Here is a 16,335-nt window from a genome sequence, read left to right on the forward strand (position 1 = left end):
TTTTATCCCAGGATGTTGTCCTGCTGCTGTGTGTATGGAAACTATACACAAACCCCTGTGTTGCGGCCGGCAATGGGCAGAATCTATGCAGGCCGGTGGCAGCCTGAAAGCCGGGAGAGTATGTCTAATATCAAGTTATAAAAGGGAAAAAAAGGATGGCACGGCGGCTGCAATAAGTGCCTCATCCAGCGGGCGTTCGCCCGGGAACAACGCAGAGATGCCGGCTGCGGCCGACTCTCCAAACGGAGGAATTTCCATGCGCAGCAAGACGCTTCATATCGCACTGGCGGCTTTGGCCACCCTGGCTCTCACTTCGACCATGGCTCTGGCCCGTCCGGGCGGCGGCATGGGCGGCGGACAGGGCAACTGCCCCGGCGCGGGCAGCGGCATGGCCCAGCTGACCCCGGAAAAGCAGGCGGCCTTCCAGAAACTCCACGATGCCTTTGCGGCCAAGACCGCCCAGATGCGGGCTGACCTGGGCGTCAAGATGGCTGAATTAAACGCCCTGTCCGTGGGTCAGGCCCCGGATCAGGCCAAGATTGACGCCCTGACCAAGCAGATCGGCGAATTGCAGGCCAAGCTTTTGTCTGAGCGCACCCAGTTCCGCATCCAGGTGTCCAAGGAGATCGGCGCAGGCTTTGCCGGCGGCGGCTGCGGCGGCATGGGCGGCGGCATGGGCGGCGGCATGATGGGCGGCTACCACGGCGGCGGCTGTCAGTAACCAGGGCGTATCCCGGGACAGGCCATGGCCTGTCCCGGGTCCGCAACGAGACGACCATGTGTTTCTATGACGGTTATTTCTTTCTGGGCAGGTGGATGACGCCCCTTCTGGTCATCCTCGGACTGGCCGCAGTCCTCATCCTGGTCCGGATGCTCTTTCCCACCAGGCGCACGGATTCCCGCCGCAGCGCCGATGCCGACCGCGACGACGCCTTGCGCATCCTGCGCCTGCGTCTGGCCGATGGGGCCATCACCCCGGATGAGTTTGAACGCCTGCGACGCATCGTCGAGGCTCCGACAATCGATGGGAACAGATAGGCAGTTCCTGTCGTCTCCATAGACCAGAACCCGTGAAAGTTACCCTCTGTCTCCTTCCCCTGCCCGGGGCGGTTTCGACTGCCCCGGTTTTTTTTGACCCGATGACATTTCCCGGCGACATTGCTAGGTTGCCGGGCGCACGATATTCCCGCAGCAAAAGGAGAGCCCATGGCGTCCACCAATTCCGGCAATGCAGCCACTGTCAGCCGCAGCGCGGCTATCTTAGGGGCCGGGCTGGCCCTTTTGGCCGGCGTTTTTCTGGGATTTACCCTGCGGGGCATGATGGATTCCCCGTCCACCCGGGGCGCGGCCCCGACCGCCCAGCAGCAGATGCCGCCGCAGGCCCAGGAGCAACAGGCCCCGGCCCCGGCCCTGGTCGAGCGTATCAAGGCCCTGGAGAAACAGACCCAGCTTGAACCGGCCAACGTGGCGGCCTGGACCGAGCTTGGCAACCTCTATTTCGACACCGACCAGCCGGAGAAAGCCATCCCGGCCTATGAGAAATCCCTGACCCTGGAACCGGGCAACCCGGATGTGACCACCGACCTCGGCGTCATGTACCGGCATGTGGGGAAATTCGACAAGGCCCTGGAATGCTTTAATAAGGCCATTGCCGTCAATCCCGGACACGTGATTGCCAGCTTCAATAAGAGCGTGGTGCTCGAACACGACAAAAACGACCGGGCCGGGGCGCTGGCGGCGCTTAAGACCCTGGCCGCGAAAAATCCCCAGGCCGTGCTGCCCGGCAACAAGCCGGTGGCCCAGGCCATCCAGGAACTGTCGCAGTAGCGGCGTTGCCCCCGATACCATCAAAAAGCCCCGGGTTACGCCGGGGCTTTTTTGTCCTGGTCGCTGGACCGGCGGGCCGCCGGAGGCCTGCCGTCTGGCTGGCGTCGTGGCCAGTGATGGCCGGCGACCAGGATCGGACGTCGGGGCGCGCTGCCCGGGCCGAAGACACGCAGCAGGGCGGCGGGCGCTTTTGGGACGCGCGGACCGCGCCGGCAGCGGCAACAGGGCACTGTCCCTCGTCTTGCACTTCCAAGTAGGGTGTGCGAATATTTCGAGCAAGCTTCGGTCAGACGTCCATTGTGCTGATAAAGGATTCCTCTCTCCCCCGGGCCGTACCTGCCGTTGGTGCCTGAATCCAAGGAGATGGCCTGTTGCGGCTCTCCAGGGGACGTCTCTGCCCAAGGCTTCATCGGCGTCAAGGGGCGGTTGTTATGCACTGCATCTATACCGGGACGCAGAAGGTTTGCCATGTCGAAACACTTCCCATGCACAGTCTAGTCCGCGTCCTTTCCCGCAAATTTTGTTGCGCTCTGCTGTGTTGGGCGATGCTTCCGTTGCTTGGGCTGGGATTTGTCTCCTCGTGCTTTGCCGTTGGAATACCTGAGTATCGCATTATTTTTATCAATTCCTACCATCGCGGGTATTCCTGGAGCGATGGCGTTGAAGAAGGATTTCGGGAACGTCTCGGGAGTGTCGGTGAAAACACCGATATTTGTTACGAATACCTGGACAGCCGGCGGTTTGCCTATGGCAACCAGCTCGATCCGCTGGCCCAGGCCATGAAGATCAAATACGCCAACTACCGTCCCGATCTCTTGGTCGTGTCCGACAACGCCGCTTTCGACTTTGCGATCAAATACCGGGAGACGCTTTTTCCCGGCATCCCCATTGTTTTTTGCGGCTACAACTATTTTACGCCGGACGTGTTGCAGGGCATTGGCAACATCACAGGCGTCAATGAGGAAATCAGCTTTCAGGACACGGTGGCTATGGCCCTGACGGTGCACCCGGACACCCGGACGCTGGTTTTCGTCCTTTCGACCGGGGACGTCAGCAGTGCGCGCATAAGCCATGTGGCCGAGACGTCTGTCCTGCCCCAGCTGGCGGAGCGGTTTTCGGTGGTCGTCCTCAAAGACGCCTCCCTGGAGGACATCCGCCAAAGACTGGCCAAACTGCCACGCCAGACGCTGGTGTTCCTCGGCGGCCAGACGCGGGACCAGGCCGTCGACCGGGCTTTGACTTCGGTGGAAAGCGGCCGGTTGATTGCCGGGGTCAGCCCTTTCCCGGTGTACACCTTCTGGGATTTCCACCTGGATACCGGCGTCATCGGCGGGCATATTCTGACCGGCCAGGATCAGGGCCGGGCCGCAGCGAAGTTGGCCTTGCAAGTGCTTGGCGGGACCAAGGCGGACGCACTCCCGGTGGTGATGACGGCCCCAGCCACGGATATCTTTGACTACACGGTCTTACAGAAATTTGACGTTTCCCCCGCCGCCCTGCCGCCGGGCAGTGTTGTGATCAACAAGCCGTTCTCGGCCTGGGACGCCTACCGCTGGCAGATTGTCGTCGTCGTGGCGCTGCTGGCGGCCCAGGCGTTGCTGGTCATGCAGTTGTTGCGGGTCATGGCCCAGCGGAAAAAAGCCCTCGTCGACCTCTCCAAGGAGCGGGCCTTGCTGGAGGACCGGGTCGCGGAACGCACCACCGAACTGCGAAAGAGCGAGGAGCTTTTCAGGAGACTGTTTGAAAATGCCAGCGACGCCATTTTCCTGGGCGATATGCACGGACGGTTTCTGGATGTGAATCGCGAGGCCCAGCGGCAGACCGGCTATTCCCGCGAAGAACTCCTTCGCATGGGGCCGGCCGATCTCGACGTCAATCATACGCCGCAATCCGTGGTCGATTTCCACCGGAATATGGATGCCGACCGGCCGATTGTTTTTGAAACCGTCAATCGCCGCAAAGACGGGGAACTGATCCACCTGGAAGTGCGCGGGATTCGGCTCTTTGCCGAAGAAACCGGAGCGGTCCTCATGGGCATTGCCCGGGACATCACCCAGCGCAAGCGCCTGGAAGAGGAACTGCGCGACATCGCTTTTCACGATTCGTTGACCCGCCTGCCCAATCGCCGGCTCCTGCTCGACCGTCTCCAACAGGCCTTGCCTGCCGGCCGGATCGGCCACGGATATCTGGCCGTGCTGTTTGTCGATCTGAATAATTTCAAGCAGCTCAATGATACGCACGGCCATGCGGTCGGCGACCGTCTGCTGGTGGAGGTGGCTCGCCGGCTGCTCCAGACGGTGCGGGTGAGCGACATGGTCGCCCGGCTGGGCGGGGACGAGTTTGTCGTCCTGCTGGAGGGTTTGGGCGACGACGCGGCCCAGGCCGGGCAGCGCGCCGGCCTGGTGGCGGCAAAAATCCAGCAGGCCCTGGCCGTGCCCTACGTCCTGGGCGACATCCGGCATACCGGGTCGGCCAGCATCGGCATCAAGCTGTGCCAGGAAGAGGATCACGACCCGGACGCGATTTTAAAGGAAGCGGACGCCGCCATGTACACGGCCAAGCGCAAGGGCGCGGATGCGGGCGTCTGAGCCACGGGCAGGGAGATCTCCAGACCGGCCGCGATCTCTCGTGTCCCGGCTCGCGGGGTCACGAAGGGGCCAAGCCAGGGGGCGGGCATGTTGTTTTTGAGCAGGGAAAGGGCCCTTGTCTATTCGTGGATGCTTGTCGTCGCCTATACATTGGCCGCAATCGTTCTTCTGATTGTCAACGAGCGCTATTCAACGGCGTCCAATATTCGTTTTGGAAGCGATTATGTCTTGTACTACGCGACATCCCAGGTGTTGCACGAGCATTCCCCCAAAGATGTCTACGCCATAACAATTCTCGATGCCTATGAGTCCAAGGCGGCCGGCGTCGCCATGGGACAGGCGCTCCCGATGATCTACCCGCCGCCTTTCTTGTTTTTTGCCTTGCCGCTGCGCCTTCTGCCCTTTCCCGCCTCCTTGTTGGCCTTTCTCTGTGTGACGACGGGGCTGTTTTACGTGACGCTGGCGCGTTTCGGACCGGTCGGCCTCCCGCTGCCGTTGCCCCTGCTGGTATTTTCTTTTCCGGCAGTGTTTGCGGCCATTGTCAATGGACAAAACGGCCTGCTGACGGGCGCTTTCCTTGGCGGAGCCTTGCTCCTGGCCGGACGGCGGGACGTTTGGTCCGGCCTTTGCCTCGGGCTGGCGTTTTATAAGCCGCATCTGGCCCTGCCGGCCTTGGTGGCGTTGGCGGCGGGGGGGCACAGAGCGGCCGTCGTGACCTGTCTGGGGACGGTCTTCGGCTTGTACGCCGGTTCCTTGGCCGTCTTCGGAATTGGGACGTGGCAGGCTTTTTTCGATAATGCCCGGCTTGCCCAGCAGTTGTTGTCCGGGGAGGCGTTTCCCCTGGCCAAGATGATGTCCGCCTATGCGGCGGCGCGCGGCCTTGGCTGTCCGAATGCCGTGGCGATGGCTGTGCAGATCGTTGTTTCCGTCGCAGCCCTGGGCGCGGTCGCTTTCGTCTGGCGAAGCCCTGCGGACAGATGCCTCCGCGTGGCCGTCGCGTCGGTCTGCATTCTGCTTTTCCCGTATTATTCCTTTGGCTACGACTGGGTCGTTCTCCTGGTCGGCCTGGCATGCCTGTTCAGCTACGCCCAAAGGACCGGTCTGGCGTTTTCGGCCTGGGAAAAGGGCGTTATCGGCCTGGCCTACGTGTCGCCGCTGTTGGCCTTTGCCCTGTCGGTCAAGACGGGCGTCCAGATTGCCCCGTTTGCGCTGTGCTCCCTGCTTTGGGTTCTGCTGCGGTTTGTGCGAAGCGAGAGGCGCGCCGGACAATGGCCGACAGCCGCCGCTGGACCGCTGACGGGGAGCGGCCCGGCGGTCCGGTGACGCTCCCGGCCATCCGGCGACGGCGCGCGGCGGCGTCGTTGCCCTGCCGCGACGGGCGGCGTCAGGGGACAGCCGGCGGACAGGGCGGCGTCTGGGCGGGAACTGGGGCCAATGGAGCGGGGGACGGATTTATTTCTTGCCGATCAGGGCCAGAATGGCCTGGAAGCAGGCCTCGAGGGTCTGGCTTTCGGCCACGTCCTGGCGCAGGAAGGTATTGATGGGGCCGATCATGTCGATGGCCCGGTCGATCTCCGGATTGGCCCCGCGGGCGTAAGCCCCGATGTTGACCATGTCTTCCACCCGCCGGTAGGTGGCCAGCAGCCGGATCAGCTCCCGGGAGGCGTCCAGGGCGTCCTTGGGCGTTACGTCCGAGCGCAGACGGCTGATGCTTTTGAGCACGTCGATGGCCGGAAAGTGCCCCTGGTCGGCCAGATCGCGGGTGAGCACGATATGCCCGTCAAGAATCGAACGCACGGCGTCGGCAATGGGTTCGTTGAAATCGTCGCCGTCAACCAGCACGGTGTAGATGCCGGTGATGCTGCCCAGCGCATTGCGCCCGGCCCGCTCCAGGAGCTTTGGCAACTGGGCGAAAACCGAGGGCGTGTAGCCGCGCGTGGTCGGCGGTTCGCCGGCGGCCAGCCCCACTTCGCGCCCGGCCATGGCAAACCGGGTGACCGAGTCCATCATGAGAATGACGTCGTTGCCTTCGTCGCGGAAAAATTCGGCCATGGCCGTGGCGGCGTAGGCGGCGCGCATCCGGATGAGCGGACTTTGGTCCGAGGTGGCCACCACCACCACCGACCGGGCCATGCCCTCGGGACCGAGGTCTTTTTCGATAAATTCACGCAGCTCGCGGCCGCGCTCGCCGACAAGGCCGATGACGTTGATGTCGGCCATGGTGTTGCGGGCGATCATGCCCATGAGCGTCGATTTTCCGACGCCCGAACCGGCCATGATGCCGACCCGCTGGCCTTTGCCGAGCGTCAGGCAGCCGTTTATGGCCCGCACGCCCACATCCATGGGGTCGCAGATGCGCGGCCGTTCCATGGGCGGCGGGGCCGGGGCGAAGACCGGATTGAAGCGGCGCGGGGCAATGGGATCGCCGTTGTCGATGGGGTTGCCGAAGGCGTCGATGACCCGGCCAAGATAGCGCCGGCCCACCGGAAAAAGCGGCGGCGTGCTGGTGTTGCGAATAAGCGTCCCGGGCGCGATGCCGCGCAGGTCGCCGTAGGGCATAAACAGGCAGGCCCCGTCGCGAAAGCCCACCACCTCGGCCGGGACCTCGGAGCCCGGGCCGCCGCCGTCCGGCAGCATGTGGCACACCGCCCCCACCGGGGCGCGGATGCCGCGTCCCTCGGCAATGAGCCCGACCACCTTGGACACCTTGCCGTAGGTCTTCATCGGCTGCATGGCCTCAAGCAGGGCAATGCCCCCGGAGGCGTCAACCGTGGGCATGGTCGTCCCCGGGCAGCCCGGCCTCGCCGGTTTCGCCGGCCGGGCCGTCCTCGCCCGGCATCTCGGCCGCCGCCAGATGGGCAAACACCGTTTCCACCTCGGCAAACCGGCTGGCGATGGTGTTGTCGACCAGACCTTCGGGATATTCGAGGTAGAGGCTGCCCGGGATGAAGGCCGGGTTGACCCGCACCGTCACCCGGTCCAGCTGGGGCCGTTCGGTCTTGGCCCGTATGAGCAGTTCGCGCAGCAGAGCCTCGTCCTCGGGATGGACGGTGAGCGTCGGTTCGGCCTTGGCGTCGATGGCTTCCAGGGACTCGTCGAGGAGATGGGCCAGGATTTCCTGGCGGCGTTCGTCAATGGTGACATTGACGGCACGCTCCACGGCCAGCCGCAACAGCGTCAAAAATTCTTCGCGCTGGAGCTGCCACAGCCGGCCGCGTTCGCCGGCCAGGGTCTCGACCATGCCGCCGAAGGAGGCGGCCATGCGGGCCAGCTCGGCCTCGGCCTGGGCTTCGGCCGCAGCCGTGGCCTCGGCATGGCCGGCCGCGTGCCCGTCGGCGTAGCCTTCCTCCCGGGCCTTGGTGCGCAGCCGCTCGGCCTCGGTCATGGCCTCGGCAATGACCGAAGCCGCCTTGGCCGTGGCCTTGGCCCGCAGGCGCTCCCAGAAGCGGGCTTCGACTTTTTCCAGTTCTTCGGGCGAGCGGTGGGCTTCAAGCTCGGCCACGGTGGTCTCGCCCGGGCCGGCATGGCCCGGGCCAAGGATGACCCGGCCGGTCAGAACGCCGGGTTCCCCCGCGTCAAATGAAGACATCCCCGCCTCCGCGGCCGATGGCGATCTTGCCCTCGGCCTCCAGACGCCGCACGGTCTTGACCACGTTTTGCTGGGCGCCTTCCACCTCGGCCAGACGGATGGGACCCATGATTTCCAGGTCTTCCTGGATCATGTTGGCGGCACGTTCGGAGAGGTTTCGGAAAAACTTGTCGCGCAGTTCCTCGGAAGCGCCTTTCAAGGCCTGAGTCAGTTCTTCGTTGGAGACTTCCTTGAGCAGTTCGCGGATGGCCCGGTCGTCCAGGGCTTTGATGTCCTCGAAGACGAACATGAGGTTTCGGATGTCCTCGGCGGTCTGGGCCGATTCCTCTTCGATCTCGGAGAGCACTTCCTCTTCGGTGGCCCGGTCCACGGCGTTTAAGATCTCGGCCACGGCCGTAATGCCGCCGACCTTCTTGCCTTCCTTGCCGCCCATGGCGATCAACTGGTTTTGCAGGACCTTGTCCACCTCTATGAGCATGTCCTCGGCCACGGCTTCGAGCCGCGACAGGCGCATGAGCACCTCGGCGCGCACGCCCGAGGGAAGGTTCTGGAGGAGTTCGGCCGCCTGGTCGGGATGGAGATGGCCGAGGATCAGGGCCAGGGTCTGGGGATGTTCGTTGCGCAGGATCTGGGCCAGAATGCGCGGCGAGACGTTGCTGAGCTCCTGGAAGGGGGTCGGGCCGGTGTCGAGTTCGAGCGTCTCCATGATGTACTTGGCCGTGTCGGAGTCAAGCGTCTTGGACAGGAGGCGTCGCACCTGATCCGGGCCGCCGGTGACCATGTCGCGGCCGACCTGCAGGGCGTCGTTGAACTCGTGGACGACTTCCTCGACCTGTTCCTTGGGGACGGTCTCGATCTCCATCATCGCCTTGGAAATGGTGGCGATTTCCCGCCGGTCCAGGCGTTTGAAGACCTCTCCGGCGAATTTCTCGCCAAGCGCCAGACACAGTATGGCGGTTTTTTGCGGTCCGGTCATCATGGCGGCCATGCGGGGTTATGCCTCCTGCTTGAGCCAGGATTTGAGGAGCGAAATGGACTGCTCCATGTTTTCTTCGAACAGCTGCAGGGCCAGACCCTTGGCCAGCTCGAACTGCCGGCCCGGTTCCAACATGGCCGCTGCGTCCTCGCTTTCTTCCGCCTCGGCCAGGGCCAGCCGGGCTTCGCCTTCGGGCAGACGTTCCAAGGTTTCAATCTCCTCTTCGGTAACCCGGGGGCGAATAAGGGCCATCACCACCGGGCGAACCACCAGGATGAGGAACAGGAAGATCAGCAGGCCATTGATGAAGGGTTTGCCCAGGCGTTGGGCGTATTCCATCATGGTCTGCAACAGGCTCGGTTCGCCCGATCCGTCCGGAGCGCCGAACTCGAAGCTCGACACCTGGATTTCGTCGCCGCGCGAACCATCGAGGCCGGCCGCCCGGGCCACGATCTGCTTGATGCGTTCCAGTTCCTCGGCCGAGCGGGGCAGGTACTTAAACGTGTTGGTCCCCTCGACCTTCTCGTAGGTCCCGTCCACGATAACCGCTATGGACTGCCGCTTCAAGTCGCCAACCGGGCTGACGATGTTTTGTTCTTCCTTATTGATCTCATAGTTGGTGGTTTTGTTCTCACGGCTGGACTTCTGGGTGGACTCGGTGCCGGAGTAGCCTTCGCCCCGGAAATTGGTATTGGGCACGGCCGTACCGCCGCCGCGCGGGGTGGTGGTTGCGCCGGAGGCGTCCACAGCGGCCGTGCCGGAGGTCGATTCGTCGCTCTTCTGCTCGCTGCGCACCACCGTGGCGTTGGGGTCGTAGAGTTCCTTGCGGGTGGTGCGCTGGGAAAAGTCCAGCTCGGCATTGACCTTGGCCAGGGAACGGCCCGGGCCGAGAATGGGGGTCAGGATTTGTTCGAGGCGGTTTTCCAGGTTGGCTTCAAAGGTGTTCTTGTATTCGAACTGGGTGGTGGTCATGCCGTCCAGGCCGCTGTCCCCGCGCGGCTGGTACAGGGACTGGCCGGTGGTGTCGGTGACGGTGATATGCTCGGGGGTCAGACCCTCGACGGACATGGACACCAGATTGACGATGCCCTGGAGCTGCTTGGCGTCAAGTTTTTGGCCCCGACGCAGGGTCAGGACCACCGAGGCCGTGGCCTTTTTCTGTTCTTCGATAAACAGGCTTTTTTGCGGCAGCACCAGATGGACCCGGGCCTTTTCGACCTGGGGAAATTCGGCAATGGTGCGGGACAGTTCGCCTTGCAGGGCGCGCGTGTAGTTGATGCGCTGGACGAAATCGGTCTGGCCCACCTTGAGTTCGTCAAACAGCTCGAAGCCGATGCCCTGGCCGCGCATGGCCCCTTCGCCAGCCACCTTGAGCCGCTGTTCGTACACGGCTTCGGCCGGCACCATCACGGTGGCTCCGTTGTCGCGCAGCTCATAGGGCGTCTTGGAGGCCTTGAGCAACTCCACCACCCGGGCGGCGTCTTCAGGGGGCAGTTTGGTATACAGGACGCGCATTTCCGTCTGATTGAGGAAAATGAGCATGACTCCGAAGGCGATGACCAGGGAGGCAGCCAGTCCGGCCAGGAGGATGCGTTGGGCAGCCGAGCGATTGGACCAGTATTGGATGAGCTTTTCGAAGTGCTGCTTGAGAAAGTCGGACATGGCGGATCTCCTGGCGGGCTTCGTTTACGCGGCTCTAGCAGGAATCGGGCCTAGAACTGGATTTTGACCAGTTCGCGATAGGCGTCGAGGACCTTGCTGCGCACGGCCGTGGTCATCTGCATGGCGGAACTGGCCTTTTGCAGGTTGATCATCAACTCATGGACGTTTTGGGTTTCGCCGGAGGCAAAGGACTGGACCATGGTGGCTTTCTGGTTTTGCATGTCGTTGACCTGCTTGAGGGAGTCGGTCAGCGTCTGGCCAAAGCCTTCGGTTGGCGCGGCCGGTTTGGCCAGGGAGCGCGACACCTTGGACTGGATGCCGGCCGACTGGGACATGGCATTCTGGTAGGCGGACAGGGCAAGGGCTGGGATGGCCATGGTGTGTCTCCGTTAACGCCCGATTTCCAGGGCTTTGGTAAACATATTCTTGATGGTCCCGATCGACGAGCTCGACGCTTCGTAGCTGCGCATGGCCGTGATCATGTTGGCCATTTCCTCGACCACGTTGATGTCGGGGTAGGCGACATAGCCGTCGGCGTTGGCGTCGGGGTGGCCCGGCTCGTAGGACATCCGGAAGGGGCGGTTGTCGTTGACCAGCCCCGTGACCTTGACCCCGGCCAGGTCGCGGTCCATGGAGGTCTGCATGGCCTTGGAAAAGGGCGTGTCCACCGGGGTCGATTCCAGCATGACCGACTTGCGAACATACGGTCCGCCGCCGTTGACTGTGCGGGTGGTCTTGATGTTGGCCAGATTCATGGAAATGGCGTTCATGCTGGTGCGCTGGGCCGACATGCCCGACGAACCGATGTCCATGGCGGTAAAGAGGTCCATATTACTTTCCTCCGTCCATGATGACCTTCTGCAGGCCTTCAAAGTCCTTCTTGGCCAGTTCGGTCAGGGCGTTGTACATGAGTGTGTTCTTCGCCATCACCGACATTTCCTTTTCCATGTTCACGCTGTCCAGGCCCTGGACCACCCGGGGCTTCCAGCCCATCTCCAGGTTGCCTTCGAAGCCGGCGGCATTGAACACCGTGGGCATGTGGCCGGCGCTGGTGCGCGTCATCTTGCCCCGCTCGTCGATATTGAGGGCCGACTGGAGTTCTTTTTCAAAGTCCAGGGTGCGGGCCTTGAACGCCGGGACGTCCATGTTGGCCAGGTTGGACATGACAACATTCTGACGCTCCAGATGCAGGTCCATGACCTTGCCGAGCAGTCCGATGTTTTCAGGGAGCATTGTTTTCATTGGCTTTTTCCCTCCGCTTGGGCGGATTGCGTCCGGGCTGGCCGCCCGGTTTCGAAGGCTATTGGGCAAAAAGCGTTCCAGCCCGGTCGGATGGAGCCGGGAATACGGAATTTTTTTCCGGATATTCGTTTCACTTTCTAATAAAGCGGAGCGGATTTCCCAAAATGCTCCTTGCTGTCGGGGCGATGGAGCGCCCGGCGCGGCGGGCTGGGCTGGTTGGCACAAGCTTTGCTTTACCAGTTTCGCCCGGCAGGTTGCTCCCGCCGGAGCCGGCGCAAGCCGCACGCACCATCTTGCGCGTTGCTGCCAGGCGGCGCGAAACGGCGAGGCCCCAAAAAAAAGAAATGGGCCGCAGCCAACGGAGGGGATGTCATGAGTGGGCAACTGGATTACGAAATCAACAAGGAACTCGGCGAATGTTATCTGTTCATGGGCGACCTGGACAAGGCCGAGGAGTATTACGGCAAGGCCATGACCAATAACGGCGTGCATCCCGACCCCTACCTGGGTCTGGCCACCATCGCCGTCCAGCGCGGCCAGCTCGATGAGGCCATGGTGCTCTACCGCAAGGCCTCGGCCATCGAGGCTGACGACCGCTCCCTGTCCGGCATGGCCCTGATCGAAATGGAACGCGGCGAAGCCGGCGAGGCGTTCACCCATTTCAAGGGTGCGCTGGCCAAGAATCCTGAAAATCTCGTGGCCCTTTTCGGACTGGTGCGTCTGGCCCATGCCGACGAGCGCCTGGAAGAAGTCGTACCGTATCTCCAGGATTATCTGGCTGTTGACCCCATCAAGCATGAGGTCCGCTTCACCCTGGCCGGCTGCCTGGTCAACCTCGGCCGCCACGCCGAGGCCGGTAACGAACTGGACCAGATCCTGCTCCAGGACCCGGCCAATGCCGCCGCCAGGGAACTGGCCGAGGAACTCAAGCGCGTCGCCGCCTAGTTCCCCGCCCTTTGCGCGGATATCCCCTCCAGAGCGTCCGGTCCGGGATTTGTCCCGGCCGGACGCCCCGGAACGGCCCCGCCACCCTTGCCAATCCGGCCGCTTTGTGCCACCTCGCTTGAAAAAGTGAGGTCCTGAATGGATTTTCTGCCCATCAAACGGGCGCTTGTAAGCGTCACGGACAAGTCCGGTCTGCCCGAACTGGCCCGGTTCCTCAGTGCGGCCGGGGTCGAGCTCGTTTCCACCGGCGGCACCCGGAAAATGCTTATGGAAGCGGGGCTGCCGGTCACCTCCGTCAGCGACGTGACCGGGTTTCCCGAGATCTTAAACGGCCGGGTCAAAACCCTGCATCCCCATGTCCACGGCGGCATCCTGGCCGACAAGGACAATCCCGAACATCTGGCCACCCTGGCGGGGCACGGCATTGCCGCCTTCGATATGGTGGTGGTCAATCTCTATGCCTTCGGCAAGGCCCTGGAGAAAAAACTGCCCCTGCCCGAGATGGTCGAGCAGATCGACATCGGCGGACCGACCCTGCTTCGCGCCGCAGCGAAAAATTTCGCCTCCATCCTGGTGGCGCCGGACCCGGCCTTCTACGCCGAGATCATGGACGCCCTGGCCCAAAACGGCATGAAAGCGCCGCTCTCCCTGCGCCAGAAAACCGCCGCCGCCACCTTCCGCCAGACCAGCGCCTACGACGACGCCATCGCCGCCTACCTGGCCGACGCCTAAACGGCGCAAGCGGGGGGAGTGGGAGAGGGGAAGGCGCAAGAGTGCCTCCGGCGGCCGGGAGGGGGTAACCCCCTCCCGGACCCTCCCTGACTGGGGTCAGGGCCAGCGAGCTCTCGCGGCGGCCGGCCCGAAGCCGGCTGTCGGCGCGTTGACGCCCGACCAAATCCTCCTCCTCCTTGCTCCCTCGCTCCCGCCGTCGGGCTCCCCGTCGACCCCTTTTCCGACTGTCGCCGGCATCTGGCCTTTCTTGGCCACCCGGGCCGGCTTGCGGCGACATTTTCTTGACGGCCAGAGCGCCGCGTCATGTCCGACTCCAGGGCCTGGGTCTTCAAAACGCCGTGCGACGACGTCTGCCCGGGGCACACGGGAGGGGTTGCCTGGGCAACGGCGTCGTGAAAACTGTATCTGTATCGTTTTTTCTATGTACAATTTCGAAGAGCTGTTTGTGTAAATCAGCCAGTTCCCGGCCGTTGCGACGCCGTGAAGCGGGATGTGTGCAGTATGTTCTGCTCCTGCGGTGTGTCTGTTGCCAAGAGAGAGAGGCCTGAAGGCGCAGGGGGCAGACAAAACGGACGCCGTAGCCCCAGGGGCCAGGAAAGTCGCCGGAGAAACCATTTCCACGGCTGCAAGTGGACAGGTATTCCAGCCTGTGGCATACCGGTAGCATAGTCAGCCGTTGCGTTCCCGCGGCTGCGCAATCCAGCCAGGAGGGAACGCCATGCGCCTGTCGCTTCGTGCAAAGTTCTTCGGCCCGATTCTCGGTATCGTCATCCTCGGTATGGCGGCCCTGGTGTATTTCAACGACCGGACAGTCAAAACGGCCTTTAAGAACGTCGAGAGCGAGTCCATGGCCCTGTTGAGTCAGGTCATGTCCAAGGACATCAGCGATTCGGTCAGCGCCAATCTCAGGCTGCTCGGCAGTTTCGCCCAGACGCCGCTGGTCGCGGCTGCTGCCCAGAACCAGGACACGGCCGCAGCCAGCGCCTTGTTCGGGGCCATGGCCAAGGGCATGACCGGCGCGGATTACGCCAACATTTTCGACGCCGCCGGATTGGTCACGGCCTCGTCCAATCCGGCCGCCGTCGGCAAGATCAAAGTGGACGACCGGGATTACTTCAAACTGGTCATGCAGGAAGGGAAGAGCGATGTGGTCTCCAAGGCCATTATCAGCCGGACCACCAACAAGGCCGCCATCGTTTTGGCCCAACCCGTGCGGGACGGTTCCGGCAAGCTCGTGGGTATGGTCAATACCGGCATGGACTTGGAGTCCCTGACCGCGGACCTGGCGTCCACCAAGATCGGCCAGACCGGGTATGCCGTCATTCTGGACGCCCAGGGCATGGTTCTGGCCCATCCCGACAAAGCGCAGCTCATGAAGACCGACCTTGCGGCCACGGAGATCGGCAAGCGCATCCTGGCCACCACCGGCACCGCCGTCCTGGAATACCACGACGCCTCCGGCGCGCATTTGGCCGCCGTCACCCGCGACGCCAGAACGGGCTGGCGGGTGGTGGTCGAAGCGCCGCTGGCCGAATTCAGCGCCTTTGCCGACGCAGCCACCCGGCAAAATGCCGGCATTGCCCTGGCCCTGACCGTGGCCATCCTGGCGGCCATCGTCGTGTTGCTGGGCGTTGCCGTCCTTGGCAAGTTGCGGGTCTGCGTGGAGTTTGCCGCCGCCGTGGCCAAGGGCGACCTGAACCGCCGCCTGGACATCACTTCCGGCGACGAGTTGCAGACCCTGGGCGAGGCCCTCTCGGCCATGACCGCCAGCATCACGACCAATCTTGCCGAAGCCCATGCCAAGGGCGAGGAAGCCATGGCCCAGGCCGACCGGGCCGCCAAGGCCCTGGCCGATGCCCAGGCCGCCCAGGAGGAAGCCGAAGCCGCCAAGAGCCAGGGCATGGTCCTGGCTGCCGACCAGTTGCAGGGCGTCATGGAGGCGCTGACCGACGTGGCCGAACTGTTGTCGCGGGAAATCAGCACGGTCACGGCTTCGGTGGAAGAGCAGGAGCGTCGCACCACGGAAACCGCCACCGCCATGGAAGAGATGAACGCCACGGTCCTTGAGGTGGCCCGCAATGCCTCCGAGGCCTCGACCAAGGCCGACGCCGCCCGGGGGCAGGCTGTGGAAGGCCGCGCTGTGGTCGCCCGGTCCATGGCCGCCATCAGCCGGGTGGACACGGTGTCCCGCGAGGTTAAAGCCGGCATGGACGAGCTCGGGGCCAAGGCGCAAGCCATCGGGACCATCATGAACGTCATTTCCGACATTGCCGACCAGACCAACCTGCTGGCCTTAAACGCCGCCATCGAGGCGGCCCGGGCCGGCGAGGCCGGGCGCGGCTTTGCGGTCGTGGCCGACGAAGTGCGAAAGCTCGCCGAAAAGACCATGACCGCCACCAAGGAAGTCGGGGCCTCTATCGGGGCCATCCAGACCGGGGCCAGGGACAGTATGGCCAAGGTGGACGAGGCGACGCAGGCCGTGGCCACGGCCACGGAGCTGGCCCGGGCCTCCGAAACGGCGCTGGGCGAGATCGTGGCCCTGGTGGACGACACCTCCTCCCAGGTCCAGGGCATTGCCACGGCGGCCGAAGAGCAATCGGCCACCACTGAGGAGATCAACCGGGCCGAGGAGCAGGTCAGCCGGCTGTCTTCGGAAATCGCCCATGGGATGCGGGAATCCGCCGGGGTGGTCGAGTCCATGGCCCGGCAGGTGGATGCCCTGGAAGAGCTGGTGGCCACGTTCCGCAGTCGCGGCGCAGGCAAGTCGCAGTAGT

General features: G+C 63.5%; 15 protein-coding genes. 8 read left to right on the top strand and 7 right to left on the bottom strand.

Features of this window, described 5'->3' with window-relative positions:
• The first annotated feature begins 256 nt into the window (after positions 1-256).
• The 5 genes from NY78_RS19990 (at position 257) to NY78_RS20010 (ending at position 5,738) form a co-directional block, all read left to right on the top strand.
• Positions 257-721: a periplasmic heavy metal sensor gene (locus NY78_RS19990; protein WP_043640148.1), complete on the top strand. Its 465-nt coding sequence runs from the start codon at positions 257-259 to the stop codon at positions 719-721.
• Between the two features lie 56 nt (positions 722-777).
• Complete coding sequence (locus tag NY78_RS19995) at positions 778-1,038, top strand: SHOCT domain-containing protein (protein ID WP_043640151.1); 261 nt, start codon at positions 778-780, stop codon at positions 1,036-1,038.
• A 168-nt stretch (positions 1,039-1,206) separates the two neighbouring features.
• On the top strand, positions 1,207-1,827 hold the full coding sequence (locus NY78_RS20000) for a tetratricopeptide repeat protein (RefSeq protein ID WP_043640153.1): 621 nt from the start codon (positions 1,207-1,209) through the stop codon (positions 1,825-1,827).
• A 545-nt stretch (positions 1,828-2,372) separates the two neighbouring features.
• Positions 2,373-4,415, top strand: coding sequence for an ABC transporter substrate binding protein (locus NY78_RS20005; RefSeq protein WP_197084281.1), 2,043 nt, complete (start codon positions 2,373-2,375; stop codon positions 4,413-4,415).
• Positions 4,416-4,763: 348 nt separating this feature from the next.
• Complete coding sequence (locus NY78_RS20010) at positions 4,764-5,738, top strand: glycosyltransferase family 87 protein (RefSeq protein ID WP_442855217.1); 975 nt, start codon at positions 4,764-4,766, stop codon at positions 5,736-5,738.
• 129 nt (positions 5,739-5,867) lie between these two features.
• On the opposite strand, the gene NY78_RS20015 is transcribed toward NY78_RS20010, so the two are convergent.
• From NY78_RS20015 to flgB, 7 genes are read right to left on the bottom strand one after another with little or no spacing between them, the layout of a single operon-like run.
• On the bottom strand, positions 5,868-7,193 hold the full coding sequence (locus tag NY78_RS20015) for a FliI/YscN family ATPase (RefSeq protein ID WP_043640157.1): 1,326 nt from the start codon (positions 7,191-7,193) through the stop codon (positions 5,868-5,870).
• A complete protein-coding gene (locus NY78_RS20020; protein ID WP_043640158.1) occupies positions 7,180-8,004 on the bottom strand; it encodes a FliH/SctL family protein in 825 nt (274 codons plus the stop codon). The genes NY78_RS20015 and NY78_RS20020 overlap by 14 nt, the downstream gene beginning before the upstream one ends.
• Positions 7,991-8,992: a flagellar motor switch protein FliG gene (fliG, locus tag NY78_RS20025; RefSeq protein WP_043640159.1), complete on the bottom strand. Its 1,002-nt coding sequence runs from the start codon at positions 8,990-8,992 to the stop codon at positions 7,991-7,993. Before fliG ends, NY78_RS20020 begins: the two co-directional genes overlap by 14 nt.
• 6 nt (positions 8,993-8,998) lie before the next feature.
• The gene (gene fliF / locus NY78_RS20030; RefSeq protein ID WP_043640160.1) at positions 8,999-10,642 is read right to left on the bottom strand and encodes a flagellar basal-body MS-ring/collar protein FliF; all 1,644 of its coding nucleotides are present in this window, start codon (positions 10,640-10,642) and stop codon (positions 8,999-9,001) included.
• A gap of 50 nt (positions 10,643-10,692) precedes the next feature.
• Positions 10,693-11,019: a flagellar hook-basal body complex protein FliE gene (fliE, locus tag NY78_RS20035; protein ID WP_043640163.1), complete on the bottom strand. Its 327-nt coding sequence runs from the start codon at positions 11,017-11,019 to the stop codon at positions 10,693-10,695.
• A 12-nt stretch (positions 11,020-11,031) separates the two neighbouring features.
• Positions 11,032-11,472, bottom strand: coding sequence for a flagellar basal body rod protein FlgC (gene flgC / locus NY78_RS20040; RefSeq protein WP_043640165.1), 441 nt, complete (start codon positions 11,470-11,472; stop codon positions 11,032-11,034).
• Between the two features lies 1 nt (position 11,473).
• Positions 11,474-11,884: a flagellar basal body rod protein FlgB gene (gene flgB / locus NY78_RS20045; RefSeq protein ID WP_043640168.1), complete on the bottom strand. Its 411-nt coding sequence runs from the start codon at positions 11,882-11,884 to the stop codon at positions 11,474-11,476.
• Positions 11,885-12,256: 372 nt separating this feature from the next.
• Between flgB and NY78_RS20050 the strand changes: the two genes are divergently transcribed.
• The 3 genes from NY78_RS20050 to NY78_RS20060 all read left to right on the top strand — a co-directional run bounded on the left by NY78_RS20050 (position 12,257) and on the right by NY78_RS20060 (position 16,334).
• On the top strand, positions 12,257-12,829 hold the full coding sequence (locus NY78_RS20050) for a tetratricopeptide repeat protein (RefSeq protein ID WP_043640170.1): 573 nt from the start codon (positions 12,257-12,259) through the stop codon (positions 12,827-12,829).
• A 138-nt stretch (positions 12,830-12,967) separates the two neighbouring features.
• A complete protein-coding gene (locus NY78_RS20055) occupies positions 12,968-13,561 on the top strand; it encodes an IMP cyclohydrolase (protein ID WP_043640173.1) in 594 nt (197 codons plus the stop codon).
• A gap of 718 nt (positions 13,562-14,279) precedes the next feature.
• Positions 14,280-16,334: a methyl-accepting chemotaxis protein gene (locus NY78_RS20060; RefSeq protein ID WP_043640175.1), complete on the top strand. Its 2,055-nt coding sequence runs from the start codon at positions 14,280-14,282 to the stop codon at positions 16,332-16,334.
• Position 16,335: the final 1 nt, after the last annotated feature.

It is taken from the genome of Desulfovibrio sp. TomC (genome assembly GCF_000801335.2).
Taxonomy (GTDB): Bacteria; Desulfobacterota; Desulfovibrionia; order Desulfovibrionales; family Desulfovibrionaceae; genus Solidesulfovibrio.